Raw genomic sequence first — 18,626 nt, 5'->3', positions numbered from 1 at the left:
TAATTGATACCAATAATCGGCTTATGATTCAGCAATAAGTTCTTGAAGAATTTGCTTGTACGTTTCGACCGTCTGCGCACCAGTGACCGCACTCTTGCGGTTGAATACCACGGTAGGAACCGCTGAGATCCCCATGCGTTGCCATTCAAACTCTTGCGCTTCAATTTGCTTCAAGTTATCGATGTTCTTTAGGCGTTTCAGTGCCTTCGTTGAGTCTAAGCCAACTGCTTCAAGTTCTTGCGCGATAACCTCAAGATCGGACAAATCTTTCTGCTCTGAAAAATGAGCAGTAAAGAAACGTAGCTTTAACTCAGTCTGTTTGCCATGCGCCAACGCGAAATCGAGCAGCACATGCAGGTGACGTGAATTGACCATTCTCATGCTGTCATAGAAATTGAAATCGAAACCAACCGCTTTGCCACGCGCCGCAAGCTGTTCGCGTGAACTTTGACTCTCTTCTGCGTTAGAGCCGTATTTTCTCATGATATGGTCACGCAGGTTTTCACCTTCTTGCGGCATATCGGGATTCAGCTCAAACGGCTGCCATTCAAGTTCAATTTGCTCCGCTAAGCCAAGTTCCGTAATGGCTTGCTCTAAGTTTTTGTAGCCGACCACGCACCATGGGCACATTACGTCAGAAATAATATCGAGTTGAAGTTTCTTGCTCATCGTCATTCCAAATATCGTTGATTAGGCGTATCCAATACAAGTTACACCATCTTGAACAATCGTTCAATCGAGATAAACACACTAGCTGCCAACAAAAAAGCCAACTCATTTTCACGAGTTGGCTTTGATAAAAATCGAATCGAGCTTAAGAGCGTTACGCTAGCAGCTTCTCTAGCACTTGGAACACACCCGCATCGACGTTACTTGGCGCGCCAAAACGAGCGATCTCTTTCAGCTTTGGATGCGCATTTTCCATCGCGTAAGAGTGGTAGCTCTCTTTAAGCATTTCCAAGTCATTCAGGTAGTCACCAAAACTCATGGTCTGCTCGTAAGTGAAGCCAAGTGTGTTTTGTAGGTGTTTAATCGCCGCGCCTTTTGATGCCTCAGCGTTCATCACATCCAACCAAATTTTCGCACTGACAACCACTTGGTAGTTCTCACCAAACTTGGCATTGATGCTCGGGTTTACTTTCTCTTGTGAACCGTCGAAGTGACAGATAGCGACCTTGATGAAATCGTCTTCTACCGCCAGTAAGTCTTCTACTTGCTCACGGCGGTGGTAGTACTTAGAGATCTCCGCTAGAGCACGCTCATCTTTGGTTTCAATGTATGCCGACTTCTTACCACATAGCACCACATGCGCGCCTTCAATAGCACGCGCTTCTTTAATGATCTCTTTGATGGCACCGGTATCTAGCAAGCAGCTGTAAAGTTCTTGGCCTTTGTGCATCACCAATGTGCCGTTTTCAGCAACGAACATCATGCGATCTTTTAGCGGGGAAAAGGTTTCCATCAAGCTGTAATACTGACGGCCCGATGCCGCAGCAAAAATGATGTCTTGAGCTTCTAGTCGCTCATAAAGATTGAAGAATTCTGGGTCTAACTTTCCGTGTTCATTAAGCAGAGTGCCGTCCATATCAGCAGCGATAAATTTGATGTTCTGTTGTGGCATTTCAGGGCTTACCTATAAGTAAAAATTAAAGTGTAAATTATGATTTTTCGTTATCTTGTGTAACGGTTCTGCGTTCGATTATATCGCTAGAGTAGCCAGTGAATGCAATGCTTTTCGATAGGCTTGTCTGTTTGAGTCTGACTTTGAATCAAGCTGACCAAACTCACTTCTTACAATAAGGCCTTCGATGAAGGTCATGACTGATTCACTGCGTAATTCAAGTATGGCAGTGTCTACTTCTTCGCCACCACTCACCACGTCATTAATAGTGTTCTTAAGCCAAACCTTGTGCAGTCGAGAGAGCGTTGCAATGTCATCTTCAGACTCTTTAAATTCAGCTAGCGCGTGCATGAACATGCAGCCTTTGAAGTCAGGTTGTTCAAACCATGCAAGGTGCCAATCTAACAGCGCATCGAGTTGGTTTTGTAATCCAGAAGTTGATGATAGTGCCGCTTCTAAACTCGACTCGAAACGCTGATGACGCCTTTCTAACACGGCTTCAATCAGCTTGGTCTTCGATCCAAAATGGCGATACATGGATGTTTTGGAAACCGCCGCTTCGTCTCGGATCATATCCACCCCCACAGCGGTATAACCAAACTGATTAAACAACGATTCTGCTACATCCAGAATCAAATCTTTTTTACTCATCGTTCATCAACCTCGACTCGCTCTGAAATCGTAGAGCTCAATTTCTCGTTGCAAGAAGTGTACAGATCTGTATCATCCAAATCAAACGGTACAGATCTGTACACATTCAATAAAAAACAGAAAACGAAGAGGAAACGATTATGATCAGCAAACTATCTGGTGGTGGAGCCCTTCCTCCGAAAGCAAGCATTAGCCAGCTTATTAAAGGTTTTATTGGCGGTACGCTGGGCATCTTAACCTTGTGTCTATTAGCCGAAAGTTCTGGGTTCCCGTGGTTAATGGCTCCATTTGGTGCGACGTGCGTACTGCTGTTTGCGGTGCCAACATCGCCGTTAGCTCAACCTAGAAACGTCATTGCGGGACACTTTATTTCAGCTGCTGTGGGCTTAATCGCGTTATATGGCTTTGGGGATTCTTATTTGACTATGGCTATCGCTGTCGGCTCATCCATCATGCTAATGCAATACTGTCGAGCGGTTCACCCACCCGCTGGCGCCAATCCGATTGTGATAGCTTTGGCAGGTACCGCACATGTGGATTGGATGTTCTTATTCACTCCCGTATTAGTAGGCAGCATCGCTTTGGTTGGTATTGGTGCGCTATTGAATAACAGCTATTCACAACAAAAGTGGCCGTTATATTGGTTTGGTTCATCCAAGTCTTAGTCCATTGAATTTCAATGATAAATATGGATTTTGACATCAAATTTAGAAGCAAATTGAAAGATCACATTGACCCTTATATAAAATAGGCTTACCATTAATCGTCTTTTAACGATTTGGAAAGCGAAACATCAATATGAACGAAGCTTGCTCTACAACTGGTGGCTGTGCTCTACCAATCGGACATGGTGATACCGAAGCTGAAAAGCAAATGGCAGCTCTAGCCAAAGCGCTCGCTCACCCGGCAAGAGTTCGTATATTGAGTATCCTTTCAACGCTAGAAAAATCGGGCGGCTGTTTGAACAGCGACTTGGTTAGCGAATTAGGTTTAGCACAATCGACAGTATCAGAGCACCTAAGAATCTTGAAAACCTCTGGCTTCATCACTGCTGAATCGATACCACCGAAAATGTGCTACCGCATTAATCGAGGTAATATTCAGCAATTTGAATCGCTAATCGACACCATTTTGAAATAGATTCATCGCGCTTAGTTTGTCGAATACAGAATAAACTAAGCGTATTTTTTTGTTTTTTAATATCGTTTTTCGACGATTAACGATAACAACCAAAGAGACAATATAATGAAACCAAAATTAGGTTTTCTCGATCGCTACTTAACGCTGTGGATCTTCATCGCCATGGGCATTGGTGTACTGCTTGGCACCTTGTTCCCACAAATCGAACAGTGGAACGAATCAATGTCTGTTGGCACAACCAACATTCCACTGGCAATTGGCCTTATCTTAATGATGTACCCACCTCTGGCTAAGGTTAACTACAACCTGCTAGGCACCGTGGTAAAAGATAAGAAAGCGATAAAACTATCTTTGATCATGAACTGGTTTGTCGGCCCAATTCTGATGTTTGTGTTGGCGCTAACATTCTTAGGCGATCACCCAGGTTACATGGTCGGCGTGATTCTGATTGGTCTTGCTCGTTGTGTTGCGATGGTTTTGGTTTGGAACGACATCGGCGGCGGTAACAAAGAGTACGGTGCGGCGTTGGTTGCCTTGAACAGTGCATTCCAAGTGGTGAGCTACAGCTTTATGGCGTGGTTGTTCATCAGCGTTCTTCCGCCAGTATTTGGTTACGAAGGCATGTTGGTTGATATCTCGATGATCGACATTGCACACAGTGTACTTATTTACCTAGGTATCCCATTCTTAGCGGGCTTCCTAAGCCGTAAGATCCTTGTGTCGATGAAAGGCGAGCAGTGGTACAACGAAGTGTTTATTCCACGTATCTCTCCAATCACACTGATTGCACTACTGGCGACTATCGTTCTGATGTTCAGCCTAAAAGGCGAGATGATTGTAGAACTGCCAATGGACGTATTGTTGATTGCGGTTCCACTGACTATCTACTTCACAGCGATGTTCTTCATCAGCTTCTTCATTGGTAAGAAGATGGGTATTGAATACGACAAGAACGCATCAATTGCATTCACAGCGACTGGTAACAACTTCGAGCTAGCGATTGCCGTTGCTATCTCAGTATTCGGTATCAACTCAGACCAAGCGTTTGCCGGTGTTATCGGTCCACTGATTGAAGTACCAGTGCTGATTTACCTAGTGAACGTAGCGCTTAAGATGAAAGACAAGTACTACAACGGTCAGACGGTTAAACCTAGCGTCTAGCATCTACGTCTACACCTAGAACTAGAACTAACAAAAAGCAGCATCACTTTGAACAGAAAGGCTCACACGTTAAACGGTGAGCCTTTTCTTTATTTAGTTTCGTCTAATAAGCCTTTCAATGCTTGTTCAAGCCAAAGTAATGCAGGACCTTTTGAGCGTGTTTTAGACAGAACAAGATCAACGGGCGGCGACCATGTTTTGTGATCGAATGAGACATTAATCTCCACTAAACGCTGTTTATTCAGCTCTTCTTCGACAAGGTGTTTGGGTAAGTATGCCCACCCAATATCGCTGCCGAGTACCATCTCTTTGATAACAATAAAGCTGTTTGACCACCACACCTTGCCGGCAATCATCGGAAACTGATCCATCACCTTCCCTTTGTCTCCCCTCAACACTAACTGACGATGTGGGAGTAAATCAGGGAGTTTCGCGACACCTGTTTTTGCGAGTGAATGACTTGGATGACACACAGCAATAAACGGTAAGTGACCGATAAAGCAAGGCTCAGAGCCTACATCAAAAGCCAAGTTGGTAAACATCAATCCAATGTCGGCTCTCTCTTCGATAATCAACGGATTGACCTCTGTCGTGGTACACGCAACCAGTTCAACTTCGGTCGCAGGGAATTGTTGACTGAACTGACTAAGGATCTTAGATAGGTTCGGGACCAATAGTGAATCATCTAATGCAATTTTGATGAGCCCCTCTTCACCGCTACCCATCGCACTAACCGTCACATTCAGATCTTCAACCTGCAGCACGATTGCTTTCACCTGTTTAAATAACTGCTCGCCCGCTTTGGTTAGTGAAGGCTTTCGAGTCGAACGATCAAAAAGCTCAACATTAAAATCTATTTCAAGATTACTGATGCCTTGGCTCACCGCCGACTGTACCTTACCCAAATGACGAGCACTGGCAGAAAATGACCCTAATTCAACGGCATACACAAACATTTTCAGTTGTTCAATGTTGTACATTCGGTTTCTCCCAAAACTTACCATCACTATATGTGATGCTAACTATCTTTATATTATCACTTAAGAAGATATTATCTAGCCAAGTCATTAGCCCATAGGCGGCTATTTAATCGTAAAGAGAGTTAGAAAAATGTCACATAAAGAACGCATGTTGCACATGGTGCTATTTGAATTGGTTGCTTTGGTTTTGATGGCAGGGCTTGCAACCTATATTACAGGAAACGGCGCAGGTGAAATGGCAGGCTTAGCGCTCGCAATATCATTGATAGCGATGGCTTGGAACTACGTTTACAACTATGGCTACGACAAAATTTACGGAGCTGACCGAAGCAAAAGAACCAAGAAAACACGTGTTCTGCACGGATTGGGTTTTGAGCTTGGCTTGATGACAGTGACTCTGCCTGTCTTGATGTGGGTTCTACAACTCGACTTCCTAACCGTACTGATCATGGACATCGGCCTAGTTATTTTCTTCGTACTTTACGCGATTGCGTTCAACTGGGCATACGACTCGGTTCGAGATCAATTGGTAGCGAAAGGAAAAGTGGCAGCTCTGGTTTAGAGCTGCACACATTGAAATAAAAAGGGGCTAACTGGTAATCAGTCATCGTAAAAAGGAGAATAAATACGATGACCACATAAGCATAGACGGACGGGTCACATATCAGTTAGCCCATGAGTTTACTCTAACAATCTAAGCTGTCATGCGCCTGACATGACAGCAGTTAAGTTTCGAAGAATCAGTGAGTGATGTAGGGAAACCAATCACTCACCCGATTTATTAGCTCACCATGAACAGAGGCACGTTGGTTTTGCTCAATAACCTTCTGGTAACGCCACCCAACATCTGTTGATGCATCTTCTTGTGAGCCAATGCGCCAGCCACTATCAAGTCAGCATCAAACTGCTCTGCATGAGCAAGGATCGCTTGAGGCGTTTTGATTCTGCCCTCTTTAAACGAAATACACTCCACTTCGATGTTATGTAGCCCCAAGTAGCGCTTCAAATCTTGTTGGTTAGGCTTTTTGTTGAGTGAACGCTCACTGGTTACCACCACGATGTTCTTTGCTTTTCTAAGCAATGGCATCGCGGCTTTCACAGCCCTCGCACCCGGATCATCGCCATTCCAAGCAATCATAATGCATTCCGGGTTAAAGCTTTTTTGCTCACGTGGCATCAGTAAGATGGGGCGACTGCCATGTTCTATCGCCACGTCAAAACTCACGCTACTTTTGCCATTAAGCGGTTTAGGGATAATGATTAAGTCAGACACTTTACCGCGCTCAGATACAACATCCGCTCGATAACCCGTTAGATTATGCCATTGGGCACTCACGTATTTATTGGCCTCATTCATCACTAGGTTATCACTGTCACACAACGGTACTTCGAGCTTGTCGCACAAGGTAGTGAACTCAAGTTCAGACTGGTTCATGTCTTCTGCAACGTAGTTATTCACTAACTGGTCGATACGGCTTAACCACTTACTCGGTAACAGTTGTCGCTCTTCTGGCATCAACTGTTGTGGGCTAATTTGAGCGTGTAACACATCCAAATGTGCACCAAAATATTGTGCAATACTCAGCGCGCCTTCTAACCTTTCAGCGGAGTTTGCCGTAGAAGCGAAGGGCATAATAATCGTTCGAATCGTCATAATTACTTTCCTTCTATTAACCAATTGGCCAAGGCAGGTTAACGGTTTCTTGTAGTAAGCCTATCGGCAAATCCAATACCATTAGGTGAGTCAAACCCAGTAAGAAACCGGTGGCAGCAACGGTAACCGATGCTGAACGCATCAAGCTCAACCCTGCTTTACTCATCAAGAACAAACAGAAGAACGCACTGATAGAAATCACATAGCCCACAAAGTAGCAACCAAGGATCAATGCGCCTAGCCAGTACAGGTAGTGCATCATGCTGATACTGTTGGTATCAAAGGCGTACCCTTGCTCATACTCATTATCGAAATAGACAGCATCGCCTTCTGGTTTGGTCAGCAGTTGGAATAGCACCACAGCAGATAGCACCCACATAATGCTGGCAATGATAATAGTGAACACACCACCTAAGAAGCTCTGTTGGTAGCCATCATAAATGCCATACATAAACGCGATATTGACCAAAGCAGCGAAGATAACTTGAGGCTTACGGTTACTGATTCTCACTGAAGGTTGAACCGTTTCGGTCGAAGTGTCTTGCGCTTCACTTTGCTTGTTTTTCTTGACGCTTTGACGCCACATGAAGAACAAAGAGAAAATTGTCAGCGCACCAATGATCATCACGCCAGGGCGCAGTAAGAACGCAGCACCATCAAACTGAACCGCTTGGTACAGGTAGGTTTCCATACCATTGGCCAATACAAAACCAATCAAGAATGCAGGGCGAGGCCAGTCGAAACGCTTCATCAGCACACCCAGCGTACCTATGCTTAATAGCGTGACTAAATCGCCAAGGTCGCGTGTTGCTTGGAATGCAGCGAAACAAATCACCATTACCATGAATGGGGCGAGCAAGGTGTAACGAACCGTGGTCAGCCTAGCCACCCAAGGTGAAATCAGCATACAAGCACCAGCACCAAACACGTTCGCTAATGCCAAAGACCACACGATAGTGTAAGTAATATCAAGATCAGTACTCACCATCGCAGGTCCCGGCTCTAAGCCAACTAATACCATGCCACCGAGGAATACCGCCATGCTACCAGAACCCGGAATACCAAATAACAGCGTAGGGACTAAACCACCACCCTCTTTAGCATTGTTCGACGACTCTGGCGCAATCACACCACGCACATCGCCTTTACCGAATTCAGGATCTTTCTTAGTGGTTTGCACCGCATGACCATAAGCGATCCAATCCACGACGCTGCCACCAAGGCCGGGAAGTGCACCAACAATACAGCCGATCACACTACAACGCACCGCGAGCCATTTGTTTTCCAAGAAGTCACGAACGCCCGCAGACCAACCCTTACCAAGTTTACTAGCATTGGCGATTGGCTTATTTTGACGAAGCAGATCGATAATCTCAGGAAGCGCAAAAATACCTAAGCCAACGACAACCAGAGGAATGCCATCCATTAAGTAGAAGTTGTCAAAGGTCATTCGATATTCGCCCGTTGCAGGGGCACTACCGACACTGCCAAGCAATACACCCATGCCACACGCCGACAAGCCTTTTACCAAGCTCTTACCTGCCAGTGCACCGACCATGCTCAAACCTAACAAGGTCAGCATGAACAACTCACCGGAACCAAAAGCGAGGATCACCGGTCGAGCTATCAACACAAAACCAGTCAGTATTACCGCGCCAAACAGGCCACCGAATAGCGATGACGTAAAAGCAGCCGATAACGCACGCGCCGCCTCGCCTTTTTTCGCCATAGGGAAGCCATCAAGCACGGTTGCTTGCGAGCCACTTGAGCCCGGAATACCCATTAATACGGAGGTGAATGTGTCAGAAGTGGGAATAACAGCAACCAAGCCGATAAGCATCGCTAGGGCTGAAATTGGATCCATGCCATACAGGAATGGAAGCAGTAGTGATAAGCCGGCAATACCGCCAAGCCCCGGAAAGATACCAATCGCGAGACCCAGTAACACACCACCTAACATAAAGGTGATGTGCTGGACGCTTAATATGGTTTCCAGTGCAGCAAAGAGTTCGTTAAACATCGTTGAATCCTTTCTATCATGAGACTCACTTTCGCTTCGTTTACCACCGCTTACCTATCCATGGATGTCAAAAGCCCTACGGTTCAATCCGTATAAGCCACATGCTTTTGGAATTTGGCGCTTACTTTTTTACGTAGCGATATAAAAGTTACGTACGCTATTGAAATTACGTAACAATATAAAAGTGAGATGAAAAGGCGTGAGCCACGATCTTGCGCCGCGGTCTCACTGCCAGTTACTACTGAGCGTTGTTAAAACTCATGTTTTCTTGGGCTTCTGGATAGCCTGTTTAGAAACGGGTGTTGTAGTTTGTGGTCAGCCAGTTTCTGACCCATTCAAGGTTGCTTTCATCAAGCGACAAAGCGGCGTTTAACGCTAACTGTGCTTGTTCGCCAGTCAATTGCGGGTAATCCCCCAAAACTTCGACTGCGCGTTTTTGAAAGTCGGGTTGAGAGACCAACTCAGAAGCCGATGCGCGCCATGCTGCAACGGTCTCTTCTGGTGTCGACTTAGGCACAAAAATCATCTTTTGAGCAGCAAATCCAGCCATGAAGAATGAGCGCCACACTGCGTAGCCTTGAGTTTCAGCCTCTTCCGGATGGAACATTTGGTAGACCTCAGCGAAGTGAGGAAGCTCTGGGAAATTAGGATCACGCTTCAACTTGCCGTCTTCACCCAATACACCGAAGCTAAACAATGGAATCGCTTTACCTTCATTGACTAGCGGCGTCACTTTGTCGATGTAAGATGAGCTAGTTTGAGAATCGATGTTCACTTCCCCACGCTCGAACGCCAGTCGACCAGCACCACGCCCTTGCATGCCGAAAATCGCTTGTACCTCTAACCCAAGTAGATCCATGGCTAGCAGTGGTACTAAGTCAATCGAGGTCGCACCTTGGCTTGCGTATTGAAACTTGATTTGATCTTTCTTATCGAAAAGATCTTGTACGTTCTCAATGCCCGTTTTAGGCGAAACATACACAACACCGCCGGTTGGGGATGCGAGAATCACGCTCCAATCGTTGTAGTCGTAACGAACTCGGCGATCTTGAAGAAGATAGGGATATTGGGTTGATGCCGAGCTTGCAAAGATGTTGAGGCCGTTGTCTTTCGCACGGCGAGCAAATTGGTTAGCGCCTTTTGTTGAGCCGCCACCCGGAATATTTTTCACCACCACTACAGGATTGCCCGGTAACGATTGAGACAAGTAAGGTGCATAGAAACGCCCCCATGTATCAGTACCGCCGCCCTCTTTGTAAGGCATCACAAACTCGACACGCTCACCTTTAAACGAAACCTCTTCGGCTTGTGCGTGATGAGATAATGCCCCCACGCCAAGTAGCGTGACCAAGAGTGATTGGCAAACTTTTAACTTAGACAATTTTTGAGTCATAAGAAAAGAACCGTTCGAGAATAACGAACCCTTAGTAGATAGTTGTGTATTGCCGGGTAGTTGTACGTTCAGCATCGTGCCTCCTAATATCCATTTACTGCGTGTTGCCTGCAGCTGGACTGTTTTTTGTGGTTTCTGACAAATTAGTCGCCGAACCTGTCATCCAACTGACACGCTCCATTTTGATAACAAAAGTGTTACAAAGATCGCCCTTTCAGGCACAAAAACAGAGCAGAGCGCGCTGAAGTGGTGCAGAAAATCTCTCGACTTGAAGGGGCTTAGGGGAACCGTTTAAGGATAAAAAGAATATGAAGGTGAGAATAAAAAATCGCCAGCCCAAAGGTTAGCGACATGAAATAGCTAATAAAGCAGATCAAGATTAGAACGTCGGGTAAACCTGACCTTTGAACAGCGGGCGAGCTGTGCGCACCAACGCCGCTTGACGAACCGCAGGCTCAACGTCCCCCGGCTCTACTTTGATATTGACTTGGATTTGTCCACTAGGGTGCTCAATAACGACCGTTTCAGAGTTAATGCCTTGGCACACTTCATGGGCGATTGTTCCCGGGATCATGCAAGCCGCCGCCACACAAATCCCTCCGGTAACAGCATGACTTGCGTGGCAGTTGTGTGGCACAAAGTATCGAGAGGTAATGTGTCCACCATACGTTGGTGGTGATAACAAGGAGACCTTAGGCACCACACTTCCCGTCACATCGCCCATACCCATTAATCGGCCTGCCGCTAATCGGATAGACTCAATGCGTTCTAATAAAGGAGCATTTTCATCAAGCTGTTGCTTGGTTTCATTACCCGTTAAGCCAAGGTCTTGAGCATTAAGATGTACCATAGGCACTGCCGCGTCTAAACACGTCAACTCAACGCCTTCGACCTCATCACGCACCTTACCTGTAGGAAATAGCTTGCCCGTTTTCGATCCGCCGACATCTAAGAAGTTAAGCAAAACAGGAGAGCCAGTTCCGGGCACACCATCGACTCGCACATCCCCATCGTAACGTAAATGGCCATTTGGGCTTTCGGCGGAAACTTCGATAATAGTATTGGTGTTGATGTTTCTGACACGCAACATGGTCGATGGACTGCTTAACTTAACCAAATTATTTTCACTGGCGAACGCCACGATTCCAGAGAGAATATTACCGCATGAGGGGCGGGTATCGACTTCTTTTTCTTCAACGCCAACTTGAGCAAATAAGTACTCTAAGTCGGTACCTTCTTCTGAAGATTTAGAAACAATGGCGACCTTGCTAGTCAACGTTGTTCCGCCACCAATACCATTAATTTGCTGTCCCTCACCAGAGCCCATAATACGCACGAGCAGTTCATCTCTTTCTTGCTCACTTTCAGGTAAATCACTGGCTAGGAAGTATGCACCTTTCGATGTGCCGCCGCGGATCAACATGCAGGAAATATTCTCATTCATGACCGTTTTCAACCTCTTACTCTTGAAGTGAAAGAGCAAATCCATGCTCATTTGTGGACTTCAAGAGTAAAAAACGAAACTGTCATGCAGCTGACTCGGTGACATTTAGCAGGGGCAGACAAACCAACATTTGGCTCATTCGCTTCAAAAGCACCATAACAGAAGGATGAATGCCGAGGCTGAAACTGACCATAACTGAACAGACCTGACCTGACCTAAGCTGAACTGAACTAAACTGAGATTAAAGCTAGTCGTAGCTTTTTAAGGCACTCTCCCATTCCGTTATTACTAACGATTTTTTGCTTTGATCTGAGAAGATCAACAAGCTGACATCTAATGGCAAAGGCTTAAGTTGATTCGCAAACTGTTCACGTAAGACAACCGCGGACTTTGCACTTTTAATATCAGTGCGCACTGGAGGCATGTTGGTTTCTTCTGCCATTAGCTTCTGTCCTGAATAGGAAAACAGATAATCGATAAAGGCTTGAGCTTGTGCTGGCCGCGGAGTGGTTTTGTTGATAAATGCAGTTCGAATAACCACAGGGGTGTAATCATTCGCAGCCACAATCACCACATCTTTGTGCTTTGATTCCCATGAGTTCGCGTACGAGCCCATGATGTTGTAGGCAATCGAGATATCGCCATTGGTCAGTGCCTTGAGCATCGAGGCGGAGCTATCAAAGGTGCGCGCATGATGAAGATTAAACAGTTCTAAAAACTGCCCGTAGTTACTTGTTTGTGCTCGTTCAAAGGACCAAAGTAAATAACCGATACCCACATCACGAATATCAAACAGCCCTATCTTCCCCTTCAGCTCATCACTATGTTGACGAATAAAACTCAGCAACTCGACACGACTTAGCGGGACTTCTTTGCCTTCAAGGAAAGCTTGATTGAACACAATCACAGCAGGTTCATAGCTAAAGCCAAACAGTTCATTTCGCCATTGGCTCCAGTGCGGAACAATACCCGATTGAGAGCCATAGCCCGGCACATTGATTTGGTAAGGTAATGCGTAACCATCATTAACAAGTCGCAATTGTAAATCCATCACCGAACTGATGGTGATGTCGGGTTGATCCGGCTTTTGGTCTCGGATATGAGCATCTAATACATTGCTGCTCATCGCTTGATAGCGAACCGTAATATCTGGATTTCGACGTTGGAAGTCATCGAGCAGTGGCTTCATTTCTGATAAATAAGCCGCCCCATAGATCACCAACGCATCTTCGTTGTCATCACCTTGGTGACTATTGTCTTGGTGGGCAGAGTTTTGATGGACAGGGGTTTGATGGACAGAGTCTTGATGAGCAGAACCTTGTTGCCCAGTAGCTTGATTAGCTTGCGCAGTGGCACCCGTAACAAACAAAGCGCTTGCTAATAATACAGCTGAGCTCAGCCCTGTTACCCAAGATAGAACGAACTTGATCATAAAACCTCCCACCAATAAGTATGCGGGAACTGGATTTTCACCGTAAGGCCACCGTTATCCGTTTCATTTGGGTTTGTGTCTTCTAAGCTCAGAATCGCATTAGATTTTTGGGCAACATCCAAAGCAATACTCATCCCTAAACCTGTGCCTTGGCTTAGTGCATTTGGGCTACGATAAAACATCTCGAACACATGGGGTTTATCTTGCTCATCAATACCGGGCCCAAAATCACGAACGTACAGCACGGCTTTACTTCCTTGTTGCACCAACTCAACTTCGATCGTGCTGCCTTTCGGTGAATACTTGATGGCATTTTCGATGAGATTAGTCAGCATCTGAGTTAATGCGAAGCTGTCGCCTCGGATGTGAAACTTGAGTGATTCGATGTAGCTCAGTTCGATGTCTTTGCTCAATGCATTCATCGCTAAACCACGGCTGGTTTGCTTCACCAACTCGTTAAAATCAATCTCTGTGGGCTCAATACTTTGATAACGGTGGCGAATCGTCGCGTGGTTCAACAGCTGCTCCACGGTACGCTCAAGCACTTCACACGCGCCAGTGACTTTATCTAGGTAATCGTGTGTGTGGCTGTCATTTGCTTTGCTTTTAGCCAGTTCGATTTGAGCTTTAATGCCAGCAATTGGCGTCTTTAATTGATGGGCAGCTTCGCCGGTAAAGTTCTTAAGGTTGGTTAAGTTCTTATCGAGTTGAGACATAAACACATTGATGGTGTCGACCAAATGCTCGACCTCTTCCGGAGCATCGAGATTAATAGGGGTTAAGTCGAGATTCGATCGCCTCTCCATCTTATTGTTGATCTCATTGACTGGCTTGAGCACCTTTACAATCAACACAAAGATGACCAACAACGCACTTAGCATCACCGCGAGCAGTAGCTTAACCGCGTGGTCCGAGAGCTGCTTCTCCCATACTTGCCTCGCTTGTGTGGTTTGCCCGACCAGCACGTAGATATTCTGAGGCCCTTCACGGGTATTCATGATGCGACTGACCAAAGACAAACGCACCCATTCATCTTTAAAGGTTAAGTAAAAATAAGCAGCCTCTGGTTCGAGTTTTATCTGGTATTGCTCAATTTGGTCACGCACCAGTTGGTCATCAAGCAATTCTTTATAACCCGTAATGTAACCAGACTCCGATGAACTCGGAGAACTAACAACCAGATAGAAAACCTTATCTCTTGGGGAATCTGCCAGTGATTTAAAGGCCGCTGTGGGAATGTCGACACTGAATGTTAAGCCATTAAAACGAACCTGCTCTATGATCTGCAGAGCCGCGTTATTCAACTGGCGATCATAAAACATCTGAGTGGTTTGATAGGCGTAGCGCTTTACCGCAACCAAAGTGAGCAAACTAATCAGGCACAACAGACAGGTCGCAGAGAACAATAATTGAAATCTCAGCGATTTTGTTCGAAAACGAAATCGGACAGGTTTGCTCAGTGCCGTCACCTAATACACCTCAGCTCAGTCTTCGACTTTATTGAGCACGTAACCAAGGCCACGTAGGGTTTTGATCTCGACATTGCTATTGGTTAGCGCCTTCCTCAAACGACCAACGTAGGTTTCAATCGCATTAGTATTGGGTGGGTTATCAAAGTTATATAAGTGGTCGATGATCTCTTCTTTGCTCATCACACGATTGAGGTGGTTCAGGAAAATTTCTAATAAGCGATATTCACGCTGTTTAAGCTCAATGACCTCGCCCTTCACTTTCACAATGCACCCTGCACTGTCGAACTCAATGTCACCAAACGTCACTGTGTTCTGATCGCTGCCTTGACGACGTCGAACGATCGCGCGACAGCGGGCTTCCAACTCACCAAAGTCAAAAGGCTTAGTGAGATAATCATCAGCGCCTAGATCCAAAAGCTGAATTCGGTCAAACACTTCACTGCGCGCGGTAAGAATGAGAACGGGGGTATCAGACGATTGGCGAATACGTTTGATGATCTGCTCACCCGATTTATTGGGCAGGTTTAGATCGAGAATCACTAAATCAAAGTCGGTGTGGCTGATCATGGCGAACGCGACTGCCCCATCGTAGGCACAATCAACACCATGACCTAGGTCGATAAAGCGCTGTTCTATTGCTTCACTGATCAAGCGATCATCTTCAACTACCAATATTCGCATCTTATCCCCCGCATAAAGAAGACGATTGTTCTCAAGTATGATGGCAATTTCAATAACAAAAGTAACAATAATAAAACAAAGCACAGTACCACATCACATTTAGAACATTCTGTTCAGTACACAAGGTAAAGTGTGTTAAATATCATCAAGCTACGTCTAATAATCCACCACTCACGAAGTAGCATCACAAATCCAAACATAAACTCCTCGTACCAGTTGTGCATCCGTTTACATACAGGTAGTTTTAGCGACCTCGAAACACATCCATTCGAACAATGACGTTCATGCGAGCGTCTTTTCCGAGCAAAAGTGTTCGGATTAACATTTCAAGTGACTTTAATTAACAATTTTATGCTCAAACGCTCACTTTTGATGTTCGTTTATTTTCGAGTTCGCAAATTTATGCACAATACGCGTGCTAGATAAGCAAAACTAAAAAGGACTCGAACATGACAACAAACAAACACCCTTCTTTATTTGGGCAATGCTTGGCTGAATTTATCGGTACAGGATTACTCATATTCTTCGGCGTTGGCTGTGTGGCCGCACTGGTACTAACCGGTGCGACATTCGGACAATGGGAAATCAGCATCATCTGGGGCTTCGGTGTTGCGATTGCAATTTACTGTACTGCCGGCGTGTCAGGTGCACACATCAACCCAGCCGTAACGATTGCACTAGCAATGTTCCATGGCTTCGATAAAGCGAAAGTGCTGCCTTACATCATTTCGCAACTGCTTGGCGCATTCTGTTCTGCAGCACTGGTTTACAGCCTGTACAGTAACCTATTCATTGACTACGAAATCGCACACAACTTCGTTCGTAGCAGCCAAGACGCACTATCAACTGCTGGTATCTTCTCGACTTACCCACATGCTTCACTCTCTTTCTTCGGCGCTTTTGCTGTGGAATTCGTGATTACTGCAGTGTTGATGTTTGCCATCTTAGCGTTAGGTGATGAGAACAATGGCGCATCTCGCGGTGCAATGAACCCGCTACTGATCGGTATTCTTATCGCAGTTATCGGTGGTTCTTTAGGTCCACTAACTGGCTTTGCAATGAACCCTGCTCGTGACTTCGGACCAAAACTGTTCGCTTACTTTGCAGGTTGGGATTTCGCACTAAGCGGTGCTCGTGATATTCCTTACTTCATCGTTCCAATTCTTGCTCCAATTGCGGGTGCTTGTTTTGGTGGTTGGTTGTACCCACGAGTTATCGGTGCTTACCTACCAGTTGAAGGCCAAGGCTGCACAATTCCAAACCAATGTGAAACAGAACAAGAAGCTGAACAAGCTCAAGCTTAATCACTAAGCGCCCCTACATTTACTAAAATATAAATAACAAAAGAAAAAGGATTCTTACCATGACCGAGCAAAAATACATTGTTGCCCTAGACCAAGGCACCACAAGCTCTCGCGCTGTAATCCTCGACCACGATGCAAACATCGTAAGCTCTTCTCAACGCGAATTTACTCAGATTTATCCTAAAGCCGGTTGGGTTGAACATGATCCAATGGAAATCTGGGCAACTCAAAGCTCTACATTGGTTGAAGCACTTGCTAAAGCAGGCATTCGCAGCGACGAGTTAGCGGGTATTGGTATCACGAACCAACGTGAAACCACCATTGTTTGGAACAAAGAGACAGGTAAGCCAGTTTATAACGCCATCGTATGGCAGTGTCGCCGTACAGCAGACATCTGTGAAGACCTAAAAGCACGTGGCCTAGAAGACTATGTACGTGACAATACGGGCTTAGTCCTTGACCCGTATTTCTCGGGTACCAAAGTAAAATGGATTCTAGACAACGTTGAAGGCGCTCGCGAAGACGCTGAAGCTGGCAAACTACTGTTCGGTACGGTTGATACTTGGTTGGTTTGGAAGATGACTCAAGGACGTGTTCACGTTACGGATTACACTAACGCGTCACGTACTATGTTGTTCAACATCAACGACCTATGCTGGGATCAAAAGCTACTTGATGAAATGGGGATCCCGTCATCAATGATGCCAGAAGTGAAGCGTTCTTCTGAGGTTTACGGTCAAACGAACCTTGGTGGTAAAGGCGGTACTCGTATTCCAATCGCGGGTATTGCGGGTGACCAACAAGCGGCTCTTTACGGTCAAATGTGTGTAGAAGCAGGCCAAGCTAAGAACACGTACGGCACAGGTTGTTTCCTTCTAATGAACACGGGCCAAGAGAAAGTAACGTCTAAAAACGGCCTTCTAACCACACTGGCATGTGGCCCTAAAGGTGAGCCTGCATACGCATTGGAAGGTGCAGTATTCATGGGCGGCGCATCAATCCAATGGCTACGTGATGAAATGAAACTACTGGCTGGCGCAGAAGACTCTGAGTACTTCGCAACCAAAGTAGACTCTTCAAACGGCGTATACGTGGTTCCTGCATTCACTGGCCTAGGCGCACCATACTGGGATGCTTACGCTCGCGGTACAATTGTTGGCCTGACTCGCGGTGTTAACTCTAACCACATCATCCGTGCAACCTTGGAAGGCATTGCTTACCAAACGCGCGACGTACTAGACGCGATGCAAGCGGACTCTGGCATCAAGCTAGCAAACCTACGTGTTGATGGCGGCGCAGTAGCGAACAACTTCCTAATGCAATTCCAATCAGACGTGCTTGATACTGAAGTTCACCGCCCTGAAGTAACAGAAGTAACGGCTCTTGGTGCCGCTTACCTTGCTGGCCTAGCGGTTGGTTTCTGGGACAGCATTGACGAGCTTCAAGACAAAGCCGTTCTTAACCGCACCTTCATGCCACACCACGACGAAGAGAAGCGTAACCGCCGTTATAAAGGCTGGAAACGTGCAATCAAGTGTGCACAAGTTTGGTCTGAACTGCACGATGACGACGAAGAGTAATACGGAGTATTCAGTTCATCGTTAATCATTAACCGTTGACCTAGGAACTCGAGCAATCTCATCGATTAGATTGCTCGAACCTCAACAAACGAA

The 18,626-nt window shown here is 45.8% G+C and carries 17 protein-coding genes; 6 read left to right on the top strand and 11 right to left on the bottom strand.

What is annotated here, in order from left to right:
- Positions 1 to 21: 21 nt before the first annotated feature.
- The 3 genes from IQQ51_RS09930 to IQQ51_RS09920 form a co-directional block, all read right to left on the bottom strand.
- Complete coding sequence (locus tag IQQ51_RS09930; protein WP_193840950.1) at positions 22 to 669, bottom strand: DsbA family oxidoreductase; 648 nt, start codon at positions 667 to 669, stop codon at positions 22 to 24.
- A 154-nt stretch (positions 670 to 823) separates the two neighbouring features.
- Entirely contained in the window at positions 824 to 1,621 is a 798-nt protein-coding gene (locus IQQ51_RS09925) for a Cof-type HAD-IIB family hydrolase (protein ID WP_193840949.1), read from the bottom strand.
- Between the two features lie 78 nt (positions 1,622 to 1,699).
- Entirely contained in the window at positions 1,700 to 2,272 is a 573-nt protein-coding gene (locus IQQ51_RS09920; RefSeq protein WP_193840948.1) for a TetR/AcrR family transcriptional regulator, read from the bottom strand.
- A 140-nt stretch (positions 2,273 to 2,412) separates the two neighbouring features.
- Here IQQ51_RS09920 and IQQ51_RS09915 point away from each other — a divergent pair, with 140 nt between their 5' ends.
- The 3 genes from IQQ51_RS09915 to arsB all read left to right on the top strand — a co-directional run bounded on the left by IQQ51_RS09915 (position 2,413) and on the right by arsB (position 4,573).
- Entirely contained in the window at positions 2,413 to 2,937 is a 525-nt protein-coding gene (locus tag IQQ51_RS09915; protein WP_193840947.1) for an HPP family protein, read from the top strand.
- Positions 2,938 to 3,070: 133 nt separating this feature from the next.
- Positions 3,071 to 3,412: an ArsR/SmtB family transcription factor gene (locus IQQ51_RS09910; protein WP_193840946.1), complete on the top strand. Its 342-nt coding sequence runs from the start codon at positions 3,071 to 3,073 to the stop codon at positions 3,410 to 3,412.
- Positions 3,413 to 3,517: 105 nt separating this feature from the next.
- Positions 3,518 to 4,573, top strand: coding sequence for an ACR3 family arsenite efflux transporter (arsB, locus tag IQQ51_RS09905; RefSeq protein ID WP_193840945.1), 1,056 nt, complete (start codon positions 3,518 to 3,520; stop codon positions 4,571 to 4,573).
- A gap of 89 nt (positions 4,574 to 4,662) precedes the next feature.
- On the opposite strand, the gene IQQ51_RS09900 is transcribed toward arsB, so the two are convergent.
- The gene (locus tag IQQ51_RS09900; protein WP_193840944.1) at positions 4,663 to 5,553 is read right to left on the bottom strand and encodes a LysR family transcriptional regulator; all 891 of its coding nucleotides are present in this window, start codon (positions 5,551 to 5,553) and stop codon (positions 4,663 to 4,665) included.
- 130 nt (positions 5,554 to 5,683) lie between these two features.
- Here IQQ51_RS09900 and IQQ51_RS09895 point away from each other — a divergent pair, with 130 nt between their 5' ends.
- Complete coding sequence (locus tag IQQ51_RS09895; RefSeq protein ID WP_048609883.1) at positions 5,684 to 6,115, top strand: PACE efflux transporter; 432 nt, start codon at positions 5,684 to 5,686, stop codon at positions 6,113 to 6,115.
- Between the two features lie 219 nt (positions 6,116 to 6,334).
- Here IQQ51_RS09895 and IQQ51_RS09890 read toward each other — a convergent pair whose 3' ends face one another.
- The 7 genes from IQQ51_RS09890 to IQQ51_RS09860 form a co-directional block, all read right to left on the bottom strand.
- Positions 6,335 to 7,207, bottom strand: coding sequence for a universal stress protein (locus IQQ51_RS09890; RefSeq protein WP_193840943.1), 873 nt, complete (start codon positions 7,205 to 7,207; stop codon positions 6,335 to 6,337).
- A 16-nt stretch (positions 7,208 to 7,223) separates the two neighbouring features.
- Positions 7,224 to 9,227, bottom strand: a complete 2,004-nt coding sequence (locus IQQ51_RS09885) for a tripartite tricarboxylate transporter permease (protein WP_193840942.1) — start codon at positions 9,225 to 9,227, stop codon at positions 7,224 to 7,226.
- Between the two features lie 289 nt (positions 9,228 to 9,516).
- Entirely contained in the window at positions 9,517 to 10,695 is a 1,179-nt protein-coding gene (locus IQQ51_RS09880) for a Bug family tripartite tricarboxylate transporter substrate binding protein (protein ID WP_228012779.1), read from the bottom strand.
- A gap of 304 nt (positions 10,696 to 10,999) precedes the next feature.
- Positions 11,000 to 12,064, bottom strand: a complete 1,065-nt coding sequence (locus tag IQQ51_RS09875; RefSeq protein ID WP_193840941.1) for a 4-oxalomesaconate tautomerase — start codon at positions 12,062 to 12,064, stop codon at positions 11,000 to 11,002.
- 247 nt (positions 12,065 to 12,311) lie between these two features.
- A complete protein-coding gene (locus IQQ51_RS09870; protein WP_193840940.1) occupies positions 12,312 to 13,496 on the bottom strand; it encodes an ABC transporter substrate-binding protein in 1,185 nt (394 codons plus the stop codon).
- Entirely contained in the window at positions 13,493 to 14,965 is a 1,473-nt protein-coding gene (locus IQQ51_RS09865; protein WP_122081285.1) for a sensor histidine kinase, read from the bottom strand. The genes IQQ51_RS09870 and IQQ51_RS09865 overlap by 4 nt, the downstream gene beginning before the upstream one ends.
- Before the next feature lie 15 nt (positions 14,966 to 14,980).
- Positions 14,981 to 15,649, bottom strand: coding sequence for a response regulator transcription factor (locus IQQ51_RS09860; RefSeq protein WP_193840939.1), 669 nt, complete (start codon positions 15,647 to 15,649; stop codon positions 14,981 to 14,983).
- 449 nt (positions 15,650 to 16,098) lie between these two features.
- Between IQQ51_RS09860 and IQQ51_RS09855 the strand changes: the two genes are divergently transcribed.
- Both IQQ51_RS09855 and glpK read left to right on the top strand, forming a co-directional pair.
- Positions 16,099 to 16,953, top strand: a complete 855-nt coding sequence (locus IQQ51_RS09855; protein WP_193840938.1) for an MIP/aquaporin family protein — start codon at positions 16,099 to 16,101, stop codon at positions 16,951 to 16,953.
- A 59-nt stretch (positions 16,954 to 17,012) separates the two neighbouring features.
- Positions 17,013 to 18,533, top strand: coding sequence for a glycerol kinase GlpK (glpK, locus tag IQQ51_RS09850; protein ID WP_017064019.1), 1,521 nt, complete (start codon positions 17,013 to 17,015; stop codon positions 18,531 to 18,533).
- Positions 18,534 to 18,626: the final 93 nt, after the last annotated feature.

The organism is Vibrio sp. OPT18 (genome assembly GCF_015163615.1).
Classification (GTDB): Bacteria; Pseudomonadota; Gammaproteobacteria; order Enterobacterales; family Vibrionaceae; genus Vibrio; species Vibrio coralliirubri.
This window is presented reverse-complemented; position numbering and strand designations above follow the sequence as displayed.

Bases quoted from the DNA above. Each gene is read 5' to 3' on its own strand.
- IQQ51_RS09930 (WP_193840950.1), bottom strand. From the start codon at position 669: ATGAGCAAGAAACTTCAACTCGATATTATTTCTGACGTAATGTGCCCA.
- IQQ51_RS09925 (WP_193840949.1), bottom strand. From the start codon at position 1,621: ATGCCACAACAGAACATCAAATTTATCGCTGCTGATATGGACGGCACT.
- IQQ51_RS09920 (WP_193840948.1), bottom strand. From the start codon at position 2,272: ATGAGTAAAAAAGATTTGATTCTGGATGTAGCAGAATCGTTGTTTAAT.
- IQQ51_RS09915 (WP_193840947.1), top strand. From the start codon at position 2,413: ATGATCAGCAAACTATCTGGTGGTGGAGCCCTTCCTCCGAAAGCAAGC.
- IQQ51_RS09910 (WP_193840946.1), top strand. From the start codon at position 3,071: ATGAACGAAGCTTGCTCTACAACTGGTGGCTGTGCTCTACCAATCGGA.
- arsB (WP_193840945.1), top strand. From the start codon at position 3,518: ATGAAACCAAAATTAGGTTTTCTCGATCGCTACTTAACGCTGTGGATC.
- IQQ51_RS09900 (WP_193840944.1), bottom strand. From the start codon at position 5,553: ATGTACAACATTGAACAACTGAAAATGTTTGTGTATGCCGTTGAATTA.
- IQQ51_RS09895 (WP_048609883.1), top strand. From the start codon at position 5,684: ATGTCACATAAAGAACGCATGTTGCACATGGTGCTATTTGAATTGGTT.
- IQQ51_RS09890 (WP_193840943.1), bottom strand. From the start codon at position 7,207: ATGACGATTCGAACGATTATTATGCCCTTCGCTTCTACGGCAAACTCC.
- IQQ51_RS09885 (WP_193840942.1), bottom strand. From the start codon at position 9,227: ATGTTTAACGAACTCTTTGCTGCACTGGAAACCATATTAAGCGTCCAG.
- IQQ51_RS09880 (WP_228012779.1), bottom strand. From the start codon at position 10,695: ATGCTGAACGTACAACTACCCGGCAATACACAACTATCTACTAAGGGT.
- IQQ51_RS09875 (WP_193840941.1), bottom strand. From the start codon at position 12,064: ATGAATGAGAATATTTCCTGCATGTTGATCCGCGGCGGCACATCGAAA.
- IQQ51_RS09870 (WP_193840940.1), bottom strand. From the start codon at position 13,496: ATGATCAAGTTCGTTCTATCTTGGGTAACAGGGCTGAGCTCAGCTGTA.
- IQQ51_RS09860 (WP_193840939.1), bottom strand. From the start codon at position 15,649: ATGCGAATATTGGTAGTTGAAGATGATCGCTTGATCAGTGAAGCAATA.
- IQQ51_RS09855 (WP_193840938.1), top strand. From the start codon at position 16,099: ATGACAACAAACAAACACCCTTCTTTATTTGGGCAATGCTTGGCTGAA.
- glpK (WP_017064019.1), top strand. From the start codon at position 17,013: ATGACCGAGCAAAAATACATTGTTGCCCTAGACCAAGGCACCACAAGC.